We start from the raw sequence: 26137 nt of genomic DNA, 5'->3' as shown, positions 1-26137 counted from the left end.
TAAAACACTACCCCCTATAAAGTCTTCTATCTTTTGTTTTGGTCTCTTTTAACGTACATCGTAATGTTCATTAAAATACCGAGTGCGAAAGAAAGGATCACGAGAGAGGTACCTCCATAACTAATGAATGGAAGTGTGACACCTGTTAACGGGATAATGCCCGATAAACCACCTATATTCAAAAATGTTTGGAAGCCAATCCAAGAACCAATCCCTACCGCCATCATACGGATCATTGGATCTTTCGCTCTTAAAGCTGTGACAAATGCTCGCATAACGATAAAGCCCAATCCCCCAACTACTATAAGTAAACCAAGAGTCCCCAACTCTTCAATAATAATTGCTAGAATGAAATCTGTGTGTGGTTCGGGTATATACCCTAACTTTTGAACAGACTCACCCAACCCTGAACCTGAAACTCCTCCAAGCGCAATCGCATAATAACCATTGATTATTTGCAGTCCTTCTTCTTTCACAAAAGCATAAGGATCCCATGTCGCTTGAATACGATTCGCCATCTTTTCAGTTAATATTTTACTAAGTAGCTTATCTCTATATATATACACAATTGATAATAAAAGTACAATTCCAATCCAGAATACCTTATTTGTTTTTTTGAATATACGTTTAAAAGACATGCCACTAGCTAAGATAATTGTTGACATAATCGCTGTAATTAAAGCAATTGCGCCATTATCCGGTTCTTTATACAAAAAGATTAAGGGTATAATTATAATTATACTTATAGGTATTAAAGATTCCTTTATCGAATCTATTGTACCATTAGAATACTTCTTGGCAAGTACCGCTGAGACATAAATTATCAATGAAATTTTCAACAATTCAGACGGTTGAAAATTAAATCCTCCAATACGTAACCAAGACTGTGCACCTGACCCTGGTGGGCTATAACCTGCTACTAATACCAATGTTAATAAAGCGATATTTACAACTGCTATTAATTTCAACATCCATTTTTCACGATAACGTTTGTATGGAATCAACATTCCAAGAACGAAAGCGCCAAAACCAACGATAACAGCAAGTAGTTGTTTCTTATAAAAATTGTCTGCTGGTGCGTTATAACGATTAACTGATACCATAGCACTTGCGCTATATACCATCACAACCCCGAATACGCAGAGTAAAAAATATGTAACAAATAGCAAGTAGTCGAACTCTTTTAAAAATTTCTTCAATTTATTACTCCTAACTACAAAAAAACTCAAACATCGGTAGGTGTTTGAGTTTTTTTATCATTTTTTCGTGAATGCATCGTGCAATGCTGATAATTCTTTCTCAAGGGAATCTAAAATTTCACGACCTTTATCGCGATTTAATAGGCCTAGCTTAACAGCAAAATCGATTTCACGTGAAAGACCAAACATTTGTGTATCTAAAACTTCTTCATACAATGGACATTGTGGCATTGTTAAGTTTTCCATTTGTACTCTAATTAATTGAGCAATTTTGTCAGCATCAGCAAATAGGAGTTCCAATGCCTTTTCCTGATACGAATTTTGAGATGTAGTATCCATGAGGACGCCCCCATTACCTGATATTTCTTGAGTTCTATCATTCTAAATTTTAGCTTTTCATATAGAAAAATGCAAGTATCTATACGTCATTCTTCTAACTTAAGTCATTTTGTTTTCTCAAATGTCTTAAAAGACGTTATACTATAGGAGTGAAACATCTATATCTAGGAGGAATGAATGATGGATTCTATTATTCAAATTAAAGGTGCTGTTAACTTTAACATCACACTCGATCCAACAATCTGGATCTTTGATGACCGTAAAGTAGACTTAGATACATACTTTACGTCAGACAAAGTGGCAGTCGATCAAGATGAAGTGTATCTAGAAGATGCAGGAAAATTCTGGTCTCGTGAAATCATGGAGGGTGCTGCTTACCCACCAACTTTAGAAACAGAAAAGAAATTTGATCGCCAAAAGATGCAGACTGGTACATTTGGTATGGTTTTAGAACCTTTCATCAACAACGCATCTCCAGCACCAGAAGCAACACAAGTAACATTTATCGATCGTGAGAATAACGAATATACGTACTCAATGGAAGAAGCAAAAACACTTTTATTCCAATTCAGTGTTGAAGGTAAAATGTTAACTGATGGTGGTCCTGTGTATTTATTACATGCAGATGGTTCAAATTACAAAAATCCAATTAAAAATATTGTAGGTATTAAAATTAGCTAGGAGGACCTCCTCATGAAAGTAAAATGCGTAATTTGTGAAACAGTCAATGATATTCCAGACTTTTCACCATTAGCTAAACGTCTTCGAAACCGTCCGATTCATACATATATGTGTGAACCATGTGATGAGCGAATCGCAATGAAAACATATGCGCGCTTAGCAACAGGTGAGTTTCGTTTTTTCAAAGGTCATACAACAGAAGATGAAGAATTTTAATACGACGCTTTTATTTATTGTAAAAGGAGAATGGGTTTTTCCATTCTTCTTTTTGTATACAAAAAAAGAAGCCACATTTACCTGTGACTTCTTTTTTAAACTTTATCTATTATTGTTCAGCGCTACGTGATTTTTTTGCTGCTTTTTCACGTTCGTTTTTGTTTAAGATTTGTTTACGTAAACGGATTGACTCAGGTGTTACTTCTAAGTACTCATCTTCATCTAAGAATTCTAATGCTTCTTCAAGCGTTAAAATTTTAGGTGCTTTGATTACGTTTGTTTGGTCTTTGTTTGCTGAACGTACGTTTGTTTTAGCTTTCATTTTTGTGATGTTTACAGTAATGTCTGCATCACGGTTGTTTTGACCAACAACCATACCTTCGTAAATTTCAACACCTGGTTCTAAGAATAGAACACCACGGTCTTCAATTTGCATCATACCGTAAGTAGTTGCTTTACCTGTTTCCATAGAAACTAAAGCACCGTTACGACGACCACCTACACGACCAGATACTGCTGGTTTGTAAGAATCGAATGTGTGGTTGATAATACCGAAACCTTTTGTTAATGACATGAATTCAGTAGTGTAACCGATTAAGCCACGTGCTGGAACCATGAAAATTAAACGAATTTGACCAGTACCATCATTGATCATATCAACCATTTCACCTTTACGTTCATTTAATGATTCGATGATTGAACCTAAAGATTCTTCAGGAACATCGATTTGAACACGCTCTACTGGCTCACATTTAACACCATCGATTTCGCGGATGATTACTTTTGGTTTTGATACTTGTAATTCATAACCTTCACGACGCATGTTTTCAACTAAGATTGATAAGTGAAGCTCACCACGACCAGATACAGTCCATGCATCTGGAGAATCTGTTGGATCTACACGTAATGATACGTCCGTTTGTAATTGTGCAAGTAAACGTTCTTCAATTTTACGAGAAGTTACCCATTTACCTTCGCGACCTGCGAATGGTGAGTTGTTTACTAAGAATGTCATTTGTAATGTTGGTTCATCGATACGCATTGGTGGTAGTGGATCGATGTTATCTTGTGGACAAACTGTCTCACCAACATTGATTTCTTCCATACCAGAAACAGCGATTAAGTCGCCTGAGTATGCTTCTTGAATTTCTTCACGTTTTAAACCGAAGAAACCGAAGATTTTTGTTACACGGAAGTTTTTCACAGTACCATCTAATTTAGAAAGTGCTACTGATTGGCCTACGTGGATTTTACCGCGGAATACACGTCCAATACCGATACGACCTAAGAAGTCATTATAGTCAAGTAATGCTACTTGGAATTGTAATGGCTCATCGCGTGTATCTGCTGGTGCTGGAATATGTTCGATAATTTTTTCGAATAAACATTTCATGTTTTCTTCTTGTTTTGATGGGTCTGGATCTAATGAAGCTGTACCGTTTACACCTGAAGCATATACAACAGGGAAATCAAGTTGTTCTTCATCTGCACCAAGTTCGATTAATAAGTCTAATACTTCATCTACAACTTCTTCAGGACGTGCTGAATCTTTGTCGACTTTGTTCACGACTACGATTGGTGTTAAACCTTGTTCTAAAGCTTTTTTCAGTACGAAACGAGTTTGTGGCATACAACCTTCGTATGCATCGACAACTAATAATACACCGTCAACCATTTTTAAAATACGTTCTACTTCTCCACCAAAATCGGCGTGTCCAGGTGTATCTAAAATGTTGATGCGTGTACCTTCGTAATTTACTGCTGTATTTTTCGCTAAAATCGTGATACCACGTTCGCGTTCAATATCGTTAGAGTCCATTGCGCGTTCTTCAACTTGTTCGTTTGAACGGAATGTACCTGATTGTTTTAATAATTGGTCAACCAATGTTGTTTTACCATGGTCAACGTGGGCAATAATTGCAATGTTTCTTAAATCTTCACGTAAGTTCGTCATTGTTCCACTCCACTTTTCTTATTTCGAGTCCATAACTGTGTTATTATAGCACAATTTTCTTCAAAAAGATATTTTTTTCGTACTCGATGTTCTTTTTCAAAAATTGGCAAGTAAAAACCCTTGCGAAAAAATGCGTTTCGCATGACAATAGAGGATGTAAAACCACTAATGGAGGTTTCGATTGATTATGAATATAGCAAAAGTTGTTATGGCAATCATGGCTTTAGCTGGCATTTTAGCAATGTGCTCAATTGGCTATGCAATTGCAGTTGGTAATGTTTTAGGGATTTTAGGTGGAATTGTATTAGTCATCGCCGTTTTTGGATACGCGTTCACAATGAAGCGTAAATTCCGCGAGCGAGGACTTCTCTAATCCTTCGATAAAAAGATTGCTCATTCTTCGGAATGGGTAATTTTTTTATCGTAAAATCCACTAAAAACACTTTTTTCACTTTATTCATCATCTCTTGCACAAAATTCATAGTATCACTGATTGTCTTTGAAACACAATATTTTTATTTGCAAATAATCGAAGAATTTGTCTCAAAAAGAAAAAAGAAGAATTCACAATTGTGTAAATTCCTCTCCTAATCTTAGATTAATTCAATGTATTCGCTAATTAATTGTTCATGAATCGAAGGATTGGCAATAATAAATGTATCTTGCGCTAATAAATTCATCGGTTCTCCTTTTAGCGTTGTACATTTCGCTCCAACTTCGTGTGCAATAACAGCTCCAGCTGCAATGTCCCATGGAGATAGGCGCATCGACATATACGACTCTAAGCGACCTGTTGCGACATACATCATTTCAATTGTCGCAGAACCATATGAGCGTGTACCGCGAACTGTATGAATCAATTTTGCAATTTTTTCGGTATTTAAACGATTATTTTTCGCTACCCACGAAGCATTAATTCCGATAATTGCTTTATCTAATTCAATTGGTTCAAGTGGTTGAATGCGTTTTTCATTTACATAAGCACCCTGCCCAGCAATTGCATAATATAGTTCATCACGCACTACATCATAAATGTAGCCTAACTTTCCTATGCCATCTTCATAAATCGCAATTGAAATTGTAAAGTTGCGTTGCTGGCGAATAAAATTCATCGTCCCATCTATTGGATCTACAATCCATACGACACCTTTTAAATCAGCAAACTGTTCTTCACTCATACCTTCTTCACCAAAAATTCGATGTGACGCGTCGTATGCTTGAATTTTTTCTACAATAAATTGTTCTGTTTCTTTATCTATATTCGTTACAAGATCATTAGCGTTCGCTTTCGTTTCAATTTCCATCTTCTCTGTAAAAGATTGACGAATACGCGTAGCTGCTTCTTGTATCATCTCCATCGTGTATTCATGTATTGAAATTACATCCACATTTTATTCCCCCATTCCCCATTATCTACTTATTTGTACTAGTATAACAAATATCACAAAAAAACACTTGCTACTCGTATGGATTAGCAAGTGTTTCTTCAAAGTTTTTTTAAATCCTTATGAGAATACATGGAATGCCTCCAGTTCCATATGGATTTCTTTTAGTCTGCGTTTACTAGCTTCAATTTGTTGCTCGTCATTTGTATTTAAAGCATCATATAATGTCGCTAATTCGTAGTCTAATTCTAGCTGCAATCCTTTAATGTATTGCTTCTCAAATTCAACTTTTTGAAGGATATGGACAACCTGTTTCATTCCAATCAACTCCTCTAAAAGGTATTTAGATGAATGAACTTTGCTATGTTATGATTAGCTTATCATTTCATCTATGTTAAAAGATTTTTTCCCTTATATCGAAATGAATAAACCTAATAATCACTATTTGGAGGATATAAATTATGACCAACTTAACATGGACCAATCAAGATTTTGATGTTTTTACAATTGATGGATTAGAACCACGTATGGACGCTTTAAAAGAGCGAATCCGTCCTAAATTTGAAGAACTTGGTGCGATTTTCTCGAATTATTTTACAACACAATTAGGTGAAGAATTCTTCCCACATGTTGCTAAACATGCACGTCGAAAAACAAACCCGCCAAATGATAGTTGGGTTGCTTTTGCTCCTTATAAACGCGGCTATAAAGCGATGCCACATTTTCAAATCGGCTTATTCGAATCACATTTATTTATTAACTTAGCAGTTATTTATGAAGCACCGAATAAGGTTGCGATTGCTAATCATTTATTAGAGCATGAAGATTTAATTACTGCATTACCTGCTTCTTTCTATATTTCTGGTGATCATATGTCACCGAAAACAGATGAAATTTCAGTTGAATCAGCTGAAAAAATTTTAATGCGCTTTCGTGATGTGAAAAAAGGTGAAGTATTAATCGGCGTCAAAGTATTGCGTGATGACGCGATTCAATTGTCTGAAAAAGAATTGTTAGCATTAATTGAACAAACATTTGAAACATTACTTCCCATTTATCGTGCAATGGTTAGTGCACCAAAATAAACAAGACTAGAACAAAACATGTTATCTCCTTTTTTAGGGTTCTAAACGAAAAACTGGAACCGCGCCACAGCGCGATTCCAGTTTTTCTTATGCTCATGTGGGATGTGTTTTTTGCACTTATGTCCCAGCTTCTGTTTATTTTTTTCTTCGTTCATTTTTACTTGCTTTAATGACCTCACCATTCGCTGCTTTCTTCGCATCACGAATAACAGGGAAGCTTGCATAACCACTTACTTCTTCAAACTCTTTAAAGTATGTCTTTTCTTCTGATTTCGCTGGAACAATCTCATTAAAGCGACGATACGTTGTCAGTACATCTTCTCGCTTCACGCCTGTTTCATAAGCTTTTTCAATCATTTGAAAAAATGCAATGGCATCGACAATTTCAGTTGTTGACCAATCGGGTGAGAACGGGTATGAATAATCCATTTTTATAACCTGCCTTTATTAGTTGCTGCTCTTATTCTAATGAATGATTGATATCGTTGCAAACATTCTAGAAAAATAAATAAATGACAACTGGGCAAAGGAATGACCCTAAAATCGCACTCAATGTCATCGCTACTGAACCGATAGACAGAGTTAGCTCACCGTATTCAGTTAACTTACTCACACCAATACCATGTGCGGCACTTCCCATCGCTACACCCTTGCTAACAGGTGTATCAATTTTTAATAATCGATAAATTCCTGGCCCTCCAATTGCACCTGTAATACCTGCGATAATAACGAATAGTACGGTCATCTGAGGAATTCCACCAATCGCGTCACTAATTTGGATGGCAACCGGTGATGTAATCGACTTTGGTAAAAATGAACGTAACATTTGCTCATCTAACTGAAAGAGTAATCCTAAAACGATAACACTGACCATACCCGCAAACATCGCGACGACGACACTGGATAGAATGGTCTTTTTAAAACGCATAATAACATCCCACTGCGTATATAAAGGATACGCCATACCTACAACAGCTGGTCCTAAGAAGAAATTAATCACACGTCCACCTTGCATATATGTATCATATGGAATTTTAGCAAAGATTAAAATAAGTAAGAGAACGATTGTTGATGTTAGGATTGGAAATAAAAAAGAGATTCCTGTTCTCTTGTATAGCCACGTCATAAAGAAGAAAATGACAATTGTTAAAAGCATGTAACTAATCGTTTGGAGCATAGACTTCTACCTCCTCTTTCTCTCGTTCTGTTTGCTCTAGCTTTTGTGCGAATTTTGCAGTCACCCCTAAAGAAAAAATCGTACTGATAATTGTAATGATTAAAAGTGATACCCCTAACCATGATAATAATTCCGGATAATTCACGACACCTACAGTAGCTGGAATAAAGAGTAGCGTTAAAATCGGCAGTAAAAAGCCAGCTCCGTCTGCTACATATTCTTTCTTTACAATCTTCATATGAAGTAATAGTAATAAAATAATTAAACCTATGATACTGCCCGGAAGTGGTACATGTAAAAATTCGACAATGATGCCACCAAGTAAGGACAATACATAAAGAAAAGCAATTTGAAGTGTTATGTTTAATAGCTTCACTAGTTTTCGCATCCCCGTTTCCCCCTTGTTGTTTTTTACATTGTAACGCTTTTTAGATAATTCTGTCTATTTAAAGAAAACAATTTTTTCCATATGAAAAGGACATACTCATATAGTACGAGCATGTCCTTCCTATTAATTAAGATTCGCGATCTTCATGTGCACGATCTTTTTTCAATACTTTTGATAAGAATTCATAAACAAGTGGTACGACAACGAGCGTTAAAGCAGTTGAACTAATTAAACCACCAATTACGGTAATTCCTAAACCTTTCGAAATTAGACCGCCACCTTCAGCGCCAATAGCAAGTGGAATTAGTGCACCAATTGTTGCGATGGCTGTCATTAGAATTGGGCGTAAACGTGTTGCACCTGCTTCTAAAATTGCTTCACGCATTGGTAACCCATCATGTTCCATATGAATGATTCGGTCAACCAATACAATCGCATTCGTGACAACAATACCGACGAGCATCAGTACCCCAATGAGAGAAGATACAGAAATTGTTTCGCCACCAATCCATAGTGCAACAAGTGCACCAATAACGGTGAATGGTAGTGAGAATAAAATTGAGAATGGTGCAAGACCTTCTCCAAATGTAACAACTAAAGTGAAGTAAACAATCGCAATTGCTGCAATAATAGCAAGCGCTAATTTCGTGAATGAATCACGAATATCTTCTGTTACACCGCCTGTTTTAATTTCTACGTTATTTGGAAGATCTAATTTATCAATTTTTTCTTGTGCTACAGATGAAGCTTTTGTAACGTCTTTACTTGTTACAGTTGCTGTAACTGTTGCGTAGTACTTACCTTCACTACGGCTAATTTGTGTCTGTGCACGATCTTCTTTTACAGTAACAAGATTTTTCAGTTTCACTTCTTGTCCTGTAGGTGTTTTAATTTTTTGCTCTAATACACGATCAAATGTATCTGGTTCTTTTACAGAAGAATACACTTCTACGTTGATCTCTTTGCCTTCATCCATAACCGTTGTTAAAACTGTTGCTGGGATGTTTGGATTAATCATTAAAGCTACTTGGTTCGTTGTTAAACCATATTTATTCAACTCATCTTCTTTTACAACTAAGTTTTTCTCATCGAATGCTTCTTGTAATGAAGATTTTGCATCTTTTACATTTTTATTATCTTGTAAGATTTTTTCGACTTTTGCTACAACAGGGCGGATATCTTCGATTGTATTACCATAGACTGAATATGATAATTCATTATTTGAAGCACCACCAGCGAAGTTTTGTTGTTTCCATTCACCTGGTTGTTTAATTGCGCGCACGTCTTTTACAAGCTTTTCGCTCTTCGTTGCGAAGTCTTTTGTATCTGGGTCATAAATAATAAACATTAAAGCACTATTTGATGAACCAGGGTTTAAAGGATTTTGCCCACCGATTGATGTCTGGATGGTTTCAACTTCTTTATTTTTTGAAACGATTTGCTCGATTTCATCTACGTTTTCAACTACTTGATCACGTGTTTGACCAGCTTTTGGTGTGTACGTTAAATACACTAGTTTTTGTTCGTCATCTGGTAAGAAACTGAACCCTACGACAGGTGCTAAGAATAGACTAGCTACAAGCACAACAATTGAGCCACCAAATGTTACAAGCTTATGGTTTAACACCCAATTTAATAGCTTTTTATAGCCTGTCGCTACTTTACCATGATGTTCTTTTTTAACAATCTTGTCTCCATAAATCTTCTTTTTAAAGAGTGTATGGGCAAGTGCTGGAACAATTGTAATCGCAATGACAAGTGAAGCAATTAATGCGACAGCCATTGTAATACCGAATGGTAAGAATAGCTCACCTACAAGTCCTCCAACTAATCCTACAGGTAAGAATACGGCAATTGTTACGACTGTAGAAGATAGAATTGGTCGGAACATTTCAAGTGTTGCTGAACTAATTAAAGCACGTCCGCGTAACTTTTCATTTTCTAAATGAATTCGGCGATAAATATTTTCGACGACGACAATGGAGTCATCAATTACACGTCCAATCGCAACTGTCATCGCACCAAGTGTCATAACATTCAGTGAGATATCTAAGTATCGTAAGACAATGACTGCAATTAATAATGACATTGGAATCGAAATGATTGAAATGATTGTAGAACGAATATCACGTAAGAATAACATGATGATAATAACAGCAAAAATAGCACCGAATAATGCTTTATCTAACATCGTACTTACTGAATCTTCAATCGGTTTTCCTTGATCAAGTGTGACATCAATTGCCATACCTTTATTATCTTTTTCAAACTGATCTGCTGTTTTCTTTACGTCATTAACCACATCCACTGTATTTGCTTCTTGTGATTTCACAACTTGAACAGCGATTGCATCTTTACCATTTGTACGTGAAATGGATTCCACTTCACCTTTTAATTGAATTTTTGCTAACTCTTTCAATTTAACAACTGACTTTGTTTGTTGCTGTTGTGTCGCAGCTGCTGCAGCTGGATTTGCTGCTAATGCAGCTTGTTGCTGTGCTGATGCCTGATTTTGAACAGGAATCTCTAAATTTTCTAATTGTTTTAATGATGTTAATTTACCATCTACTAATACAACTTGTTCCGAATCTTTAAATTGGAAAATACCTAGTGGCGATTCGACATCCATATCTTGAACGAATTGTTTAATAGAATCTTCTGTTAAGCCATATTCTTTTAGCTTATCGTTGTTGTATGTAACGAGTACTTTCTTAACTTGTTGACCCGATACAGATACAGAAGAAACACCATCTACACCTTCAACCTTTGGAACAAAGTAATCTTCGACTGTTTTTGTTAATTGATCAATTGTTTGGTCTTTGTCACTTACACTAAGTGCTAAAACAGGGAAAGCATTGATACTTACGCGATCGATAACAGGTGTTGTCGCAGCGTCAGGTAATTTTACTTTTTCAATTGCTTCTTTAATATCTGCACGTGCTTCTTTCATATCTGTGCCATATTTAAACTCGATTTGAATACTTGAGGCATTTTCATATGAATTTGAATAAACATTTTCAACATTTTTTAAATTTTGAACTGCTTTTTCAAACGGGGTGGATACTTTTTCTTCGACTTGTTGTGGACTCGCTCCTGGATATGCTGTATTCATTGTAATAATTGGTACAGAAATATCTGGGATTGTCTCCATCTTCATTTTTAATCCTGAATATACACCAGCAGCAGCTAATATTAAGGTCATGAGCCAAACTGCTAATTTGTTTTTCAGAACAAATTGAATAAACTTTTTCACACTTGCACCGCCTTTTGACTTTTTCTTTAATCTTTACTTATAATACTGACTGATGGACATTCTTTTAGCAAGTTTTGACTAAACAGTCATTAATGTTAATATTAAGTGACTATTTGGTCACATGTCAAATAAAAGGAGGCGATTTACATTGACTAAAAAAGAAATAATTATTGAAAAAGCTATCGAACTCTTCTCAAAAAATTCAATCGCCAATACTTCCATTCAAGACATTACAGATGCTTGTGGAATTTCAAAAGGTGCGTTTTATTTATCTTTTCGTTCTAAAGATGACTTGTTGATTGAAATTATCGATCAATTTATTAAAGAACTAACAGTTTCTTTTGAACTCTTAATGAATGACCCACGTCCACCGAGACAAAAATTAGAAAAGTTTTGTGATTCTACTTTACGCGTTTTTAATGAACGTTTTCCTTTACTTGAGATGCTTATCACAGAGAGTAGTAAAAGCTTAAAAACAGAATTGCTTGAACGTATTCAAATTTTTAATCGTAGTCTTAATGATATTACCCTTTTCTTACTCGAAAATACGTATGGTGCAAAAATTGAAAAAAATAAATATGACTTACAATTGTGTTTTAAAGGCATTGTGCAAAGTTATATTGACTTTATTATTCATCATAAAAACGACTTAGAATTCAAAAAAATTTCGCATATGATTATGCAGTATATGGATGCACTTGTTGAACAACAGTTCGAACCAACATTAGACGCGTCTGTTTTCGCCTCACAGTTTTCATGTGCACCAGAACCTCAAGCAATTCAGCAAATTATTTCAGATGAGATTAAGCGTTGTAAAAAATTATATAGTGCGGATCATTTTTATGGACAGACTATTCATGCCATAGAAAAAGAAATGATTAAAGATAATCCACAGCTTGTTATTTTAAATGCACTTGCTACAAACCTTATGTCTGAAAAAGAGTTGCGTTGGCTAGCTACTTTAGTAAGAAGGTTATACCCAAAACCCACTACTTGATTTTCAAAAAATAGAACCAAAAAACGAGAAATCATTTGATTTCTCGTTTGATATTTAAACTAATTTAAATGTATTTACATATCTTCGTTACGCTTCTTTTTTTTACTAAAGAACCAAGTAAATAGAAGAGCGAAGAAAAAGATTGGAATCGCTACCCCTTGTCCTGCTAAGGCTCTTGCTATAACACCCTCATCTGAGTGGCGATTAATCAATCCCATAGCAAACAGCCCAACTGCGATTACATATAGAGCAATAGGTATCCATAATAATTTCATCATATTAATTCCTCCCTGTATCCAATGTTTATCCTACTCACATAAGAATAAACATCATAACCTAAAAACAGGAAATTTGTTTTATTTGTATGGATATTATTACTATTAAAGAATTATTTTAACAGGTATATAATGGTAATATTATAGAACTGGAGAGCTACCTCCATCAATATTCAAAGATGTTCCCGTTATATACGATGCCGCGTCAGATAATAAAAATAGAATCGCTTTTGCTGCTTCTTCAGCTTCTCCAATTCGACCAAGTGGGATGTCACGTCCCATTTCATTACTATATTCTTCCCATGTTAAATTCGGCGCTTCTTTCTTCCATTTTCGTTCTACTTGCGCACTACGTATTAACCCAATGCAGACCGCATTTACACGAATACCATATTCACCTAAATCTTTACTCATTGTATTTGTTAAAGCAAGTCCTGCAGCTCGACTAACAGATGTAGGCATTGAATGTTTCCAACCTGCTTTTCCAGAAATAGCTGTCACATTGACAATTGCTCCTACACCTCTTTCTTTCATATGTGGAACTGCTGCTTGAGAACAATTGATGGCACCAAATAGTTTTAAATTTAAGTCTTGCTCCCACTGTTCTGCAGAAATATCCATAAAGGCATTCGTAGATGAAATGCCTGCGTTATTTACTAATACATCAATGCGCTTAAATTTAGTTACAGCACTCATTATTAATTTTTCACAGTCAGACTTTCTTGTAACATCAGCCACAATCGCGAGGACACGCTGACCCGTTTCTTTTTCAATCTTATTTGCAGCTTCCATTAATGTATCTTCTTGACGACCACAAATAACAACATTTGCACCTTCGATTACAAGTTGCTTAGCTGTTGCAAAACCAATTCCTCTCGACCCTCCAGTTACAATTGCCGTCTTTCCAAGTAATCCTAAATTCATACGTATGAACCTCCCAATTCTAAAACGCAACAAACTCTTTACTCATTATTTTACATAATTACTTTAAATAGACAACAGTTTATTAAAATAACGAAAAAAAACACTCACCTTTACCTAAATAAAAGTGAGTGTTTTGACATACATATTTTTTTAGAAATAAGATGTTCTATTTATTTTTTAGCTACCATGTGAATAGGAGTTCCTAAAGCAACTTCTGCAGCTTCCATGATAATTTCACCTAATGTTGGGTGAGCATGAATTGTCATTGCTACGTCTTCTAATGTCATACCGCCTTCGATTGCTAATGCAAGTTCAGCGATTGTATCAGAAGCACCAACACCTACGATTTGACCACCAAGGATTAAACCGTCTTCTTTACGAGCAACAATTTTAGCAAAACCGTCTGTTTCGTTAAGAGCTAATGCACGACCATTTGCACCAAATGCAAATTTACCTACTGATACTTCATAGCCCTCAGCTTTTGCTTGTTCTTCGTTAAGACCTACAGAAGCCATTTCTGGATCTGTGAAGCATACTGCTGGAATTGCAAGGTAATCAACGATTGACGTTTCACCTGCGATTGCTTCAGCCGCTACTTTACCTTCGTAAGAAGCTTTGTGTGCTAATTGTAAACCTGGTACAACGTCACCAATTGCATAGATGTTTGATACGCTTGTACGGCATTGTTTATCAACTTTGATTAGACCACGTTCTGCAAATTCGATACCTACAGATTCAAGACCCATTTCGTCTGTATTTGGACGACGCCCTACTGTTACTAATACGTAATCAGCTTCAACTGTTTTTGTTTCGCCTTTTACTTCATAAGTAACTTTAACGCCATCTTCTGATTCTTCAACACCTTGTGCTAAAGCTTCAACTTCTACAGTAACGCCTTTTTTCTTAAGACCTTTTTTAACGATTTGTGTCATTTGTTTTTCGAAACCAGCAAGAATATCTTTACCGCCTTCAAGAATTGTTACTTCAGAACCTAAGTTTGCGTAAGCAGAACCTAATTCAGTACCGATGTATCCACCGCCGATTACAACTAATTTCTTAGGTAATTCAGTTAGGTTTAGAGCACCTGTTGAGTTGATTACACGCTTTGTAAATTTGAAGCTTGGAATCTCAACTGGACGTGAACCAGTAGCGATAATTAAGTTTTTGAAGTTGTAGTGTTGAGAACCTGATTCAGTTGCAACAGTTAAAGAATTTGTGTCGTTTAGGTATGCTTCACCCATAACCACTTCAATACCGTTACCTTTTAATAAACCAGAAACACCGCCAGTTAATTTTTTAACAACGCTTTCTTTGAATGCTTGCGCTTTAGCGAAGTCTAATTTAACTTCTGAAGCGATTACACCCATGTCATCAGATTCTTTTGCTTGAACAAAACGATGACCTACAGAGATCATAGCTTTTGATGGAATACAACCAACGTTTAGACAAACGCCACCTACGTATTCTTTTTCGATTACTGTTACTTTTTGTCCTAATTGTGCTGCACGAATTGCTGCAACGTATCCACCAGGGCCTGCTCCAATTACTATTGTATCTGTCTCGATTGGGAAATCTCCTACTACCATGATATTACGCCTCCATTAATAATAATTCTGGCTCACTTAACAAACGTTTTAAATGATTCATAGCGTTTTGCGCAGTGGCACCATCGATCATACGATGATCAAAGCTCAATGATAATGCTAACACAGGTGCGGCTACAATTTCACCATTTTTTATTACAGGTTTTTCTGCAATACGTCCAATACCTAAAATTGCAACCTCTGGATGATTAATAACAGGTGTAAACCATTGACCACCAGCTGAACCAATATTTGAGATTGAACATGAAGCACCTTGCATCTCATTAGGTGCTAGTTTACCATCTCTCGCTTTTTCTGCAAGTGTATTTATTTCATCCGAAATCGCAAACACTGATTTACGATCAGCATGTTTAATTACAGGAACTAGCAATCCGCGTTCTGTATCTGCTGCAATTCCAATGTTGTAATAATGTTTTTGAATGATTTCGTTTGTTGCGTCATCCAACGAACGATTGAATTCTTTGAATTTGCGTAGGGTACTTACTAGAGCTTTTACCACGTATGGTAAATATGTTAGCTTAATACCCTCTTCAGCTGCAATATTTTTGAACTTTTTACGATGTGTAACAAGATTCGTAACATCTACTTCATCCATCAATGTTACATGTGGTGCAGTATGTTTTGAATTTACCATTGCTTTTGCAATCGCACGACGAATTCCAGACATTTTTTCACGTGTTTCTGGGAATTCACCTTCTAAGTTTACAGGAGTTGAAGCTACTTCAGGTGCTTGAGTAGTTTCTTCTGTATTTTCAGAAGCGACAGCTGTTTCTGCTGGTTGTTTACCATGATTTAGAATATCTTCTTTTGTTACGCGTCCGTTCTTACCTGTTCCCTCTACTACAGAGATATCTACACCTTGTTCACGTGCAAACTTACGAACAGATGGTAAAGCAATGACACGTTTTGAAGTATTTGAAGGTTCAACAATCTCTGGTGCTTTTGAATTTTCTACAGTTTCTTCTTTTACTGGAGCCTCTTCTTTTGCTGGTGTTTCTTCTTCTTCCTCTTCTTCATCATGATGACCTTTTAATTGAAGATCTTCATATCCAGGTGCATCAATTTTCAGTAGAACTGTACCTACAGTTGTTAATGTACCTTCTTCTACTAAAACTTCTAAAATCGTACCGTCCACAGGAGATGGAATTTCAACAACCGCTTTATCGTTTTGAACCTCTGCTAAAATATCGTCTTCTTTTACTTCTTGACCTGGTTTGACAAACCACTGAACGATTTCACCTTCGTGGATTCCCTCTCCAATATCTGGTAATCGGAATTCAAATGCCATGTTGCTTCACCCTTCCTTTTTTATGATTAGAATGTTAAAACTTTTTTCGCTGTTGCCATAACATCTTTATAATTTGGTAACCAAGCTGCTTCTGCTTGCGGATAAGAATAAATTGTATCTGGTGCTGTTACACGTAATACAGGTGCTTCTAAACTTAGAATTGCACGTTCTGTAATTTCAGTTACAACATTTGCTGCAATACCTGCTTGTTTTTGTGCTTCTTGTACAACGATTGCACGATTTGTTTTCTCAACAGATGCAATAATTGTTTCAATATCAAGTGGTTGAACTGTACGTAAGTCTACTACTTCTACTGAGTAACCATCTTTTTCTAATGCTTCAGCTGCTTTTAATGATTCTTGAACCATTGCACCGTATGCAAAGATTGATAAATCTGTACCTTCACGTTTTACATCCGCTTTTCCAAGTGGAATTGTGTATGACTCTTCTGGAACTTCTTCACGGAATGAGCGGTATAATTTTAAATGCTCTAAGAAAATAACAGGGTCATTATCACGAATAGATGAGATTAATAATCCTTTTGCATCGTATGGTGTTGAAGGAATAACTACTTTTAAACCTGGTTGTGAAGCCATTAAACCTTCTAAACTATCTGAGTGCATTTCAGGTGTGTGTACACCACCGCCGAATGGTGAACGAATTGTTACAGGTGCATTTAATGCGCCGCCTGAACGGTAGCTCATACGTGCTAATTGACCTGAAATTGAATCCATTACTTCATATACAAAGCCGAAGAATTGAATCTCTGGCACTGGTCGGAAACCTTGAAGTGCTAAACCGATTGCTAAACCACCAATTCCTGATTCTGCAAGTGGTGTATCGAATACGCGATCGACACCGAATTCTTTTTGAAGACCTTCAGTGGCACGGAATACCCCACCGTTTACACCAACGTCCTCACCAAAAACGAGCACGTTTTCATTGTCTTTTAACTCACATCTTAAAGCGTCTGTAATTGCTTGAACCATTGTCATTTGTGCCATCGGTTATTTCGACTCCTTCTCTTTGTAGATTTCATATTGCTCTTTTAAGTTATATGGAAGTTCATCTTTATGCATGATTGAAATTAAATCTGTTACTTTTTGTTTTTGTACGCCATCTGCTTGTTTAATCGCTGCTTTGATTTCTTCTTTTGCTTTTTCGATTACTTCAGTTTCTTTTTCTTCGCTCCAAATGCCTTTTGCTTCAAGGTATTTACGGAAACGAACAACAGGATCTTTTTTCTCCCACTCGCTATCTGTTTCTGATGAACGGTAACGTGTTGGATCATCACCAGCCATTGTATGTGGGCCGTAACGGTAACATACAGTTTCGATGAATGATGGGCCTTCTCCAGCTACTGCACGTTCACGCGCATCACGTGTTGCTACATATACTGCTAATGGGTCCATACCATCTACTTGAATACTTGGAATACCAGCTGCTACACCTTTTTGTGCAATTGTTGTTGCAGATGTTTGTAAAGCACGTGGTGTTGAAATCGCGAATTGGTTATTTTGTACGATGAAAATTGCAGGTGATTTGAATGCACCAGCAAAGTTAATACCTTCGTAGAAATCACCTTGTGATGAACCACCATCACCAGTGTATGTGACAGCAACTGATTTTTTACCGCGTTTTTGCATACCAAGTGCTACACCAGCAGTTTGAATGTATTGTGCACCGATAATAATTTGTGGTGGTAATACGTTTACGTCCTCAGGAATTTGACCACCTACGAAATGGCCGCGTGACCATAGGAACGCTTTCCATAAAGGTAAACCATGTAATACAATTTGTGGCACATCACGGTAACCAGGAAGAATATAATCTTCTTTTTCAAGTGCAAAGTGTGATGCAATTTGTGATGCCTCTTGTCCAGCTGTAGGTGCATAGAAACCTAAGCGTCCTTGTCTATTTAAAGAGATTGAACGTTGGTCTAAAATACGTGTAAATACCATACGTGACATTAATTCAACTAACTCTTCATCTGATAATTTAGGATCTAAAGCGTCATTTACGATTTCGCCATTTTCATTTAAAATTTGAACCATTTCAAACTTCTCTTCAATTTCTTGTAAGTTTTTTACTGGATCAAAAAGGTTATTGTTTGAAGTCATCCTCTTACATCTCCTTTGTAACTGTATTATTTAAAATTCCAAAATCATTAGTACAACTATATCTGTTCTCAGTATACTGAATTCGTTTTCATACGTCAATCACTTAATTCACTGTTTTGTCATATTATTTTCTTTTAGGTACTGTATTATATATTTTAATACACCTGTATTATAATACAGATGGTTTTTTCTGGTTTTAATGTAGCACAGATACGAGCCTATACGTTTGATTATTCCCACCCCACATACGAGTGAAACAATGGAGAATATTGGATTGTCGGGCTTTTTTTATTGCTGATTTGGCGTATTGTTATATACTTATGAATAGATATTGTTTGGAAAGGGAGATTACCATGATTTTAATGAAAGATATTATTCGCGAAGGGCATGAGACACTTCGCATGAAAGCAGAGGAAGTACCATTTCCTCTGACAGACGAATTACGTGAATTCGGTGAAGAATTACTTGAATTCTTAATCAATAGCCAAGATCCTGAAATGGCTGAAAAGTATGAGCTGCGTTCAGGAATCGGCATTGCAGCACCACAAGTAAATCGTTCAATTCGCATGTTTGCCCTACATGTACCAAAAGACAATGGTGAGATGTTAAGCGAAATCATCGTCAATCCGAAAATCGTCAGTCATTCTGTAGAAGAAACATATCTTCCTGGCGGCGAAGGTTGTCTATCAGTTGATCGTGATGTACCTGGATACGTTCCACGCCCACAACGCATTACTGTAAAATATAAAGACTTAGATGGCGTAGAGAAAAAAGTGCGTTTGAAAAATCTTCCTGCAATTGCTTTCCAACATGAGCTAGACCACCTAAATGGTGTTATGTTCTATGATCGAATCAATAAGGAAAATCCTTTTTATGAGACACCTAACTCACATCCTTTAGAGGAAGCATAATTATAAAAGAAGAGGAATCGCTCGTTTCAATCGTGCGATTCCTCTTTTCTTCATTATTTGCAAAGACCTAGACGACGCATTGCTTTTGATAAGCCATCTTCATCTACATGTTCTGTTACAATGCTCGCTGCTTCTTTTACACGCTCAGGGCTATTCCCCATTGCAACACTCGTACCTTCTTTTGCAACAAGTTCAAGCATTTCAATATCATTTAACCCATCACCAAAGACCATTGTATCTGCTAACGTAAAATCAGTATGTTGAATAAATTGTTCAATGCCATATGCTTTAGACACATCATGATTGATTACATCATCTGAATACTTATGCCAACGAATAAATGCTAACTCTGGAAAAGCCTTTAAATAACGTGGTTTTTCTTCTTCTGGAACATACAGAAGCGCTTGATAAATATCCGCTTCTTTCCAGTGATTCAAATCGTATTCAGGCATTGGGTAGAATAATGAATCCATACTTGCTTTTACGTGATCATCATATTCTGTTGTCGATGTCATACGTTGCTCGTCTAAATAAACAACTGGATACCCATCTTTTTCTGCTTCTGTTGCAAGTCGTTCAAGTACATCTGCTGGGATTGGACGTTTAGAAATTGTTTTCCCCTGATAAACGACAAATTGACCATTAAAACTAACGTAGCTGTCAATGTCTAGCTCTTCACTTACTTCTTTTAAAAAGAACGGAGAGCGCCCTGTTGCGATGGCTACTTCATGCCCATTTGCTCTTGTCTCTTCAATTGCTTTCTTTGTTGCTTCAGGAATTTTTTTTGATGTGTTATAGAGTGTACCGTCTATATCAAAAAATAATAACTTTTTCTTCAATTCCTAAACTCCTCCCTAACTACTCATACTTTTATATGTTCTTAATTCTAACACACTCTAAGCTTTTTTGTTGTTCTCACTCTTTCTTCCTTATTATATGTCAAGTTAAATAACTTTACTCTCATGTCGTTATCACTTATACTATAACTAGGGAGTGATACGCCATGTTTAAACGTCTTAAAAAACGACTGTTGAAAAGGCTTCGTGGCTTACTCGAAAAGAAAACGGTAGCTTAGTGATGAAGAGAGATGGGACTTGATGTACTTCGAGTCTGATCTCTCTTCCTTTTGACATCCAAACCTGAAATGCAATTTTTATCGGGGTTTTCTTTATTTTATATTGGTGTCATGATAATATATAAGAAATGCAACATATTTTGAACGTGTTAAAGGAGAGCAAATAAAATGATCTACAAAGTTTATTATCAAGAAAGCCAGCTTCAAGTTCCAGTTCGCGAAAATACTAAAAGCCTATATCTTGAAGCAGCAGATCCACGTGAAGTACGTGCACTGCTAGCTGATCGTGGCTACAACATCGAATTAATTCAATTGCTTGAGGGTAATTACCTAGAGTATGAACAAGCAAGCGAAAACTTCCACTTGGAGCAATTCTAAGTAGATGAAATTCGTCAAAAATGACCAAACAGCTGTTTTCGCACTTGGCGGACTGGGCGAAATCGGCAAAAATACGTATGCGGTTCAATTTCAGGATGAAATCATTCTGATTGACGCAGGAATTAAGTTTCCAGAAGATGACCTACTAGGCATCGACTATGTAATCCCTGATTACACTTATCTTGTTAGAAATGTTGATAAAATTAAAGGTCTCTTTATTACGCATGGTCATGAAGATCATATTGGCGGTATTCCTTACTTATTACGCCAAATTAATGTTCCTGTCTATGGTGGTAAACTAGCACTTGGTTTATTACGTAATAAATTAGACGAACATGGTTTACTACGCACAACAAAATTAATCGAAATTAAAGAAGAAGATGTTATCAAATTCAGAAAAACATCTGTTAGTTTCTTTAGAACAACTCACAGTATTCCAGATGCTTTAGGTGTAGTCGTTAAAACACCTCCTGGTAATATCGTGCATACAGGTGACTTCAAATTTGATTTCACACCTGTTGGAGAACCAGCCAACCTAACGAAAATGGCTGAAATCGGTAAAGAAGGCGTACTATGCCTACTATCTGATAGTACAAATGCTGAGGTTCCTAACTTTACAATGTCTGAACGTAAAGTCGGCGAAAGCATTGATGAGATCATGCGTAAAGTAGATGGTCGTATTATTTTTGCAACATTTGCATCAAATATTCATCGTTTACAACAAGTAACAGATGCTGCGGCTAAATTCGGTCGTAAAGTAGCTGTATTCGGACGTAGTATGGATAATGCCATCACGATTGGTCGTGAACTTGGCTACATTACAGCTCCAAAAGAAACATTTGTTGACGCACAAACTTTAAATCGCCTTCCAGCGAATGAAGTGATGATTTTATGTACGGGTTCTCAAGGTGAACCAATGGCAGCACTATCTCGTATTGCAAATGGTACACACCGTCAAATTCAAATTCAACCTGATGATACAGTGATTTTCTCTTCTTCACCAATTCCAGGTAATACTACAAGCGTGAATAAGATTATCAACTTACTTTATCGCGCAGGTGCAGATGTTATTCACGGTTCATTGAATAACATTCATACATCTGGTCACGGTTCTCAACAAGAACAAAAATTAATGTTACGTTTAATGAAGCCTAAATTCTTCATGCCAATCCACGGTGAGTACCGTATGCTTCGTATGCATGCAAGCCTTGCTGTTGATTGTGACGTACCTGAAGAGAATATCTTCATTATGGAGAACGGTGATGTTCTTGCATTAAGTTCTGATGAGGCACATGTTGCTGGTCGCATTCCTTCTGGTGATGTGTACATCGATGGTAACGGAATCGGTGATATTGGTAACATCGTATTACGTGATCGTCGTATTCTTTCAGAAGAAGGTCTTGTGATTGTTGTTGTAAGTGTTGATATGGAAAACCAACGTATCGTATCAGGTCCAGATATCATTTCACGTGGCTTCGTTTACATGCGTGAGTCAGGTATGATGATTAATGAAGCACAACAAATGCTAAATCGTCATCTACAAGAATCAGTTAAGGAAAAAACAACACAGTGGTCAGATTTGAAAAATGAGATTACTGATGTGTTAACACCTTACCTATACGAAAAAACAAAACGTCGTCCAATGGTTTTACCAATCATTATGGAAGTCTAAATAGAAAAGAGGCTGGGACATAAATCGCTTTCAGTCACACAAAAAGGAGATTGCCTACACAATCTCCTTTTTTGTGTGATTTTTTTCATACGTGATGTAGTGTTTTACCCTCTCATCGCATACTTTCTTAGATTGGTCGCCATTAAGGTACGTCCAATTTCATTTCGGACCTTCGATTTTCCACGAAGTGAAAATCGAGTGAAACCTAAATTCGCCTTCAAAAATCCAAAAACTGGTTCCACATCGATTTTTCGTTTTCGATAAATGGTGCCTATCTTTACCTCTGAAAGCATCGCTTGAATTATTTTCTTCTGTTCTTCCCAATGCGTATTCACATGTATATATTTTAAAATGGCGTGTAAATCCTGTCTTATCCGTACGTGTTGAATCGTATTGGTACGTTGTTTTGGCTGGGCGTGTGTTACTTCTGTGGGAACAGCACGAGCAGAATATCCGCAGACAGACCAAAAACAGGCTGGGACAAAACATGTCATTTTCCTTTTTTAGCGTTCGCAACGAAAAACCGGAACCGTGCTACAGCGCGATTCCAGTTTTTTTATGCTCATATAAGATGTGTTTTTTGTCCTTATGTCCCAGCCTGTCTTGCTTTTAACTAGGGCTTTGTCCTAGCTTCTCCTTTAGTTCAACATCTTTTTCTCAAAACGACTAATATCCGCATCTGCACCAATAACGATTAAAATATCGCCTTCAATGATTTTTTCATCTGCTGCAGGTGACACAATAATATCTTGGTCGCGCTTAATCGCTACAATGTTAATGCCATAGCGTACACGAATATCTAATCCAATAATCGTATGTCCAGCGAGTAAACGATTGGCCTTAATCTCCATAATTGAGTGTTCGTCTGATAGTTCTAGATAGTCTAAAACGTTATTTGACATCATATTATTGGCGATTCGAATACCCATATCGCGTTCTGGATGCACAACATGATCTGCGCCAATTTTTCGTAACACTTTTTCATGATAGTCATTTTGTGCTTTTACCGTAATTTTCTGCACACCGATTTCTTTTAACATTAAAGTCGTTAAAATACTCGATTGAATGTCATCACCAATTGCCACAATCACATGCTCGAAATTTCGAATACCGAGTTGTTTTAGTACCGTTTCATCTGTTGTATCTGCCATGACAGCTTGCGTCGCAATTTTTGAGAATTCATTTACACGCTCTGCAAACTTATCAATCGCCATCACATCTGCGCCCTGGTTCACTAGTTCATTTACGATACTACCACCAAAACGTCCTAGTCCAATGACTACGAACTCTTTTTTCATGTTTATTCCTCCGATTTCTCGAAACTACCTATCTCATCTTATTCTATCAAAAATCTTTAAAACCACAATACAATAGCCCATACGAAAAGAGACTGCCATGTCTGTAGCAGTCTCTCTCTTTATCTTTATAGGAGTTTGTTTGTTAATGGACCACGTTGGTGAGGCGTAGCTCAAAAAATTCGTAGTTTTTTCATCGCAATCATTATATACATATAGCGTGTTGTTAGGGTGACATTAATCTAAAAGAACACGCTATATAAGAATCATTTCAGGGTCAGCTGTTTTTTAGTGTTAGATTAATGTATGAATTAAGCTATTTTTTTATAACTTGAAGTTGTTAGGAACTCTTCAAACTCATCTTGTAAGATTAAGTCTGTAAAAATTTCTGCTGCTTCATTAAATTTACCAGCATTATATTGTTCTTCGCCAAATTGCTCTTTTAAAACATCTAGTTCCTCAGCTAAGATCTGTTTGAATAATTCAGCTGTAATATCTTCGCCAGTTACAAGCTTACCGTCTGCATGGCGAATCCATTGCCAAATTTGTGTACGTGAAATTTCTGCTGTTGCTGCATCTTCCATCAGGTGGTTGATTGGTGCAGCACCGTTTCCACGTAACCAAGAGGCGATGTACTGAACACCTACGCTACAGTTCATGCGCAGACCTTCTTCTGTAATCGTTCCAATTGGCACTTCTAATAAATCAGCCGCTGTTACATGAACATCGTCACGTTTACGGTCGATTTGGTTCGGTGTTGGCATATGCTCATCAAATTGTTCCATCGCAACAGCAACTAAATCAGGATGCGCTACCCATGTACCATCATGACCATCTGTTGCTTCACGACGCTTATCTTCACGCACTTTTTGGAATGCAGCTTCGTTAGCTTCTGGATCATTTTTAATTGGAATTTGTGCAGCCATACCACCCATTGCAGGTGCATTACGCTTATGACATGTTTTAATACATAGCGTTGAATACGCTCTCATAAATGGTGATGTCATCGTTACCTGACCGCGGTCTGGTAAAATCACTTCACCTTTATTGCGTAGACGCTTGATATAACTAAAGATGTAATCCCAACGTCCACAGTTTAAACCAGCAGAGTGGTCACGTAGTTCATAAAGAATTTCATCCATTTGGAATGCTGCTGTAATTGTTTCAATTAATACAGTTGCTTTGATTGTGCCATGCGGTAAATCAAATGTTTCTTCTGCATAGTTGAATACATCATTCCATAATCGTGCTTCTAAGTAACTTTCTAACTTTGGTAAGTAGAAATATGGACCTGTTCCACGCTCTAATGCAGCTTTTGCATTGTGGAAGAAATATAGACCGAAGTCAAAGAAGCTAGCAGACATTGGTGAACCATCCACTTCTACATGCTTTTCGTTCATGTGTAAACCACGTGGACGTACAAGTAATGTAGCTGTTTCTTCTTTTAAAGCATATTTTTTACCATTCGCTGGATTCTCAAATGAGATTGTTTTAGCGATAGCATCTTTCATATTCTTTTGTCCATGAATCATGTTCTCCCATGTTGGTGAAGTAGCATCTTCAAAACAAGCCATGAACATTTTTGCGCCTGAATTCAAAGCATTGATGACCATTTTACGATCAACAGGGCCTGTAATTTCAACACGACGGTCTTGTAAATCAGCTGGTAAAGGTGCAATTGTCCAATCCGATTCACGAATTTCTTTTGTTTCTTCTAAGAAATCTAATGTGCCACCGTTATCTAACTCACGTTGACGTTCTTGACGTGCTTCTAATAGGGCTAAACGACGGTCATTGAATTTCACTTGAAGTGATGCAATAAATTGCAGTGCTTCAGGTGTTAAGATTTCTTTTGTTACTTCGTCTTGTGGCCCTAAAACACGAATGTTTGCGGATGTCTGTTGCATATTCTCTTCCTCCC

The 26137-nt window shown here is 36.7% G+C and carries 26 protein-coding genes and 1 pseudogene; 8 read left to right on the top strand and 19 right to left on the bottom strand.

From position 1 onward, the window contains the following. Positions 1-26: 26 nt before the first annotated feature. Positions 27-1169 carry an FtsW/RodA/SpoVE family cell cycle protein gene (locus QN089_RS03190; RefSeq protein ID WP_231726953.1) on the bottom strand — a complete coding sequence of 381 codons (1143 nt, stop codon included), beginning with the start codon at positions 1167-1169 and terminating at the stop codon, positions 27-29. Between the two features lie 87 nt (positions 1170-1256). Further along, entirely contained in the window at positions 1257-1538 is a 282-nt protein-coding gene (locus tag QN089_RS03185; protein ID WP_068455160.1) for an Fpa/YlaN family protein, read from the bottom strand. A 180-nt stretch (positions 1539-1718) separates the two neighbouring features. Between QN089_RS03185 and QN089_RS03180 the strand changes: the two genes are divergently transcribed. After that, on the top strand, positions 1719-2219 hold the full coding sequence (locus tag QN089_RS03180; protein ID WP_174795783.1) for a peptidyl-prolyl cis-trans isomerase: 501 nt from the start codon (positions 1719-1721) through the stop codon (positions 2217-2219). Positions 2220-2231: 12 nt separating this feature from the next. Further along, positions 2232-2435, top strand: coding sequence for a YlaI family protein (locus QN089_RS03175; protein WP_068455165.1), 204 nt, complete (start codon positions 2232-2234; stop codon positions 2433-2435). 109 nt (positions 2436-2544) lie between these two features. Here QN089_RS03175 and typA read toward each other — a convergent pair whose 3' ends face one another. Continuing rightward, positions 2545-4389: a translational GTPase TypA gene (gene typA / locus QN089_RS03170; RefSeq protein WP_068455171.1), complete on the bottom strand. Its 1845-nt coding sequence runs from the start codon at positions 4387-4389 to the stop codon at positions 2545-2547. Between the two features lie 187 nt (positions 4390-4576). On the opposite strand from typA, the gene QN089_RS03165 reads away from it, so the two are divergent. Continuing rightward, positions 4577-4762, top strand: a complete 186-nt coding sequence (locus QN089_RS03165; protein ID WP_068457524.1) for a DUF5325 family protein — start codon at positions 4577-4579, stop codon at positions 4760-4762. Positions 4763-4982: 220 nt separating this feature from the next. On the opposite strand, the gene QN089_RS03160 is transcribed toward QN089_RS03165, so the two are convergent. After that, entirely contained in the window at positions 4983-5777 is a 795-nt protein-coding gene (locus QN089_RS03160; protein WP_068455174.1) for an inositol monophosphatase family protein, read from the bottom strand. A 117-nt stretch (positions 5778-5894) separates the two neighbouring features. Next, positions 5895-6092, bottom strand: a complete 198-nt coding sequence (locus QN089_RS03155) for a hypothetical protein (protein ID WP_068455177.1) — start codon at positions 6090-6092, stop codon at positions 5895-5897. 143 nt (positions 6093-6235) lie between these two features. On the opposite strand from QN089_RS03155, the gene QN089_RS03150 reads away from it, so the two are divergent. Next, positions 6236-6859, top strand: coding sequence for a YktB family protein (locus QN089_RS03150; protein WP_285215943.1), 624 nt, complete (start codon positions 6236-6238; stop codon positions 6857-6859). A 135-nt stretch (positions 6860-6994) separates the two neighbouring features. Here the strand turns inward: QN089_RS03150 and QN089_RS03145 are convergent, their stop codons facing one another. The 4 genes from QN089_RS03145 to QN089_RS03130 form a co-directional block, all read right to left on the bottom strand. Continuing rightward, positions 6995-7288, bottom strand: a complete 294-nt coding sequence (locus QN089_RS03145) for a UPF0223 family protein (RefSeq protein WP_285215942.1) — start codon at positions 7286-7288, stop codon at positions 6995-6997. 67 nt (positions 7289-7355) lie between these two features. Further along, on the bottom strand, positions 7356-8036 hold the full coding sequence (locus QN089_RS03140) for an LrgB family protein (RefSeq protein WP_121175742.1): 681 nt from the start codon (positions 8034-8036) through the stop codon (positions 7356-7358). Next, positions 8020-8424: a CidA/LrgA family protein gene (locus QN089_RS03135; RefSeq protein WP_285215941.1), complete on the bottom strand. Its 405-nt coding sequence runs from the start codon at positions 8422-8424 to the stop codon at positions 8020-8022. Before QN089_RS03135 ends, QN089_RS03140 begins: the two co-directional genes overlap by 17 nt. A 127-nt stretch (positions 8425-8551) precedes the next feature. Next, on the bottom strand, positions 8552-11677 hold the full coding sequence (locus QN089_RS03130; protein WP_285215940.1) for an efflux RND transporter permease subunit: 3126 nt from the start codon (positions 11675-11677) through the stop codon (positions 8552-8554). 148 nt (positions 11678-11825) lie between these two features. On the opposite strand from QN089_RS03130, the gene QN089_RS16055 reads away from it, so the two are divergent. Next, the gene (locus QN089_RS16055) at positions 11826-12674 is read left to right on the top strand and encodes a TetR/AcrR family transcriptional regulator (RefSeq protein WP_285215939.1); all 849 of its coding nucleotides are present in this window, start codon (positions 11826-11828) and stop codon (positions 12672-12674) included. 74 nt (positions 12675-12748) lie between these two features. Here QN089_RS16055 and QN089_RS03120 read toward each other — a convergent pair whose 3' ends face one another. The 6 genes from QN089_RS03120 to pdhA form a co-directional block, all read right to left on the bottom strand. Beyond that, positions 12749-12952 carry a hypothetical protein gene (locus tag QN089_RS03120; RefSeq protein WP_087682403.1) on the bottom strand — a complete coding sequence of 68 codons (204 nt, stop codon included), beginning with the start codon at positions 12950-12952 and terminating at the stop codon, positions 12749-12751. Positions 12953-13090: 138 nt separating this feature from the next. Continuing rightward, on the bottom strand, positions 13091-13873 hold the full coding sequence (locus tag QN089_RS03115; RefSeq protein WP_068455195.1) for an SDR family NAD(P)-dependent oxidoreductase: 783 nt from the start codon (positions 13871-13873) through the stop codon (positions 13091-13093). Between the two features lie 170 nt (positions 13874-14043). Further along, on the bottom strand, positions 14044-15459 hold the full coding sequence (gene lpdA / locus QN089_RS03110) for a dihydrolipoyl dehydrogenase (RefSeq protein ID WP_068455198.1): 1416 nt from the start codon (positions 15457-15459) through the stop codon (positions 14044-14046). A 4-nt stretch (positions 15460-15463) separates the two neighbouring features. Beyond that, complete coding sequence (locus QN089_RS03105) at positions 15464-16765, bottom strand: dihydrolipoamide acetyltransferase family protein (protein WP_285215938.1); 1302 nt, start codon at positions 16763-16765, stop codon at positions 15464-15466. A gap of 26 nt (positions 16766-16791) precedes the next feature. Beyond that, on the bottom strand, positions 16792-17769 hold the full coding sequence (locus QN089_RS03100) for an alpha-ketoacid dehydrogenase subunit beta (RefSeq protein ID WP_068455206.1): 978 nt from the start codon (positions 17767-17769) through the stop codon (positions 16792-16794). A gap of 3 nt (positions 17770-17772) precedes the next feature. Further along, complete coding sequence (gene pdhA / locus QN089_RS03095; RefSeq protein ID WP_068455209.1) at positions 17773-18885, bottom strand: pyruvate dehydrogenase (acetyl-transferring) E1 component subunit alpha; 1113 nt, start codon at positions 18883-18885, stop codon at positions 17773-17775. A gap of 353 nt (positions 18886-19238) precedes the next feature. Between pdhA and def the strand changes: the two genes are divergently transcribed. Further along, positions 19239-19796: a peptide deformylase gene (def, locus tag QN089_RS03090; protein WP_285215937.1), complete on the top strand. Its 558-nt coding sequence runs from the start codon at positions 19239-19241 to the stop codon at positions 19794-19796. A gap of 53 nt (positions 19797-19849) precedes the next feature. Here def and QN089_RS03085 read toward each other — a convergent pair whose 3' ends face one another. Beyond that, positions 19850-20635, bottom strand: a complete 786-nt coding sequence (locus tag QN089_RS03085) for a Cof-type HAD-IIB family hydrolase (protein WP_285215936.1) — start codon at positions 20633-20635, stop codon at positions 19850-19852. A 404-nt stretch (positions 20636-21039) separates the two neighbouring features. Between QN089_RS03085 and QN089_RS03080 the strand changes: the two genes are divergently transcribed. Together QN089_RS03080 and rnjA are read left to right on the top strand one after the other, a co-directional pair. After that, positions 21040-21249, top strand: coding sequence for a DNA-dependent RNA polymerase subunit epsilon (locus QN089_RS03080; protein WP_068455218.1), 210 nt, complete (start codon positions 21040-21042; stop codon positions 21247-21249). Positions 21250-21253: 4 nt separating this feature from the next. Next, entirely contained in the window at positions 21254-22921 is a 1668-nt protein-coding gene (gene rnjA / locus QN089_RS03075; protein ID WP_087682400.1) for a ribonuclease J1, read from the top strand. Between the two features lie 119 nt (positions 22922-23040). Here rnjA and QN089_RS03070 read toward each other — a convergent pair. The 3 genes and pseudogenes from QN089_RS03070 to aceB all read right to left on the bottom strand — a co-directional run. After that, positions 23041-23253, bottom strand: a pseudogene (locus QN089_RS03070) (transposase); the annotation flags it as partial. Positions 23254-23559: 306 nt separating this feature from the next. Then, on the bottom strand, positions 23560-24219 hold the full coding sequence (locus QN089_RS03065) for a potassium channel family protein (RefSeq protein WP_068455227.1): 660 nt from the start codon (positions 24217-24219) through the stop codon (positions 23560-23562). 308 nt (positions 24220-24527) lie between these two features. Then, positions 24528-26123 (bottom strand): malate synthase A, encoded by a 1596-nt coding sequence (aceB, locus tag QN089_RS03060; RefSeq protein WP_068455229.1) that lies wholly within the window; start codon positions 26121-26123, stop codon positions 24528-24530. Positions 26124-26137: the final 14 nt, after the last annotated feature.

This window comes from Kurthia sp. YJT4, assembly GCF_030219945.1.
In the GTDB taxonomy this organism is placed as follows: domain Bacteria; phylum Bacillota; class Bacilli; order Bacillales_A; family Planococcaceae; genus Kurthia; species Kurthia gibsonii.
This window is presented reverse-complemented; position numbering and strand designations above follow the sequence as displayed.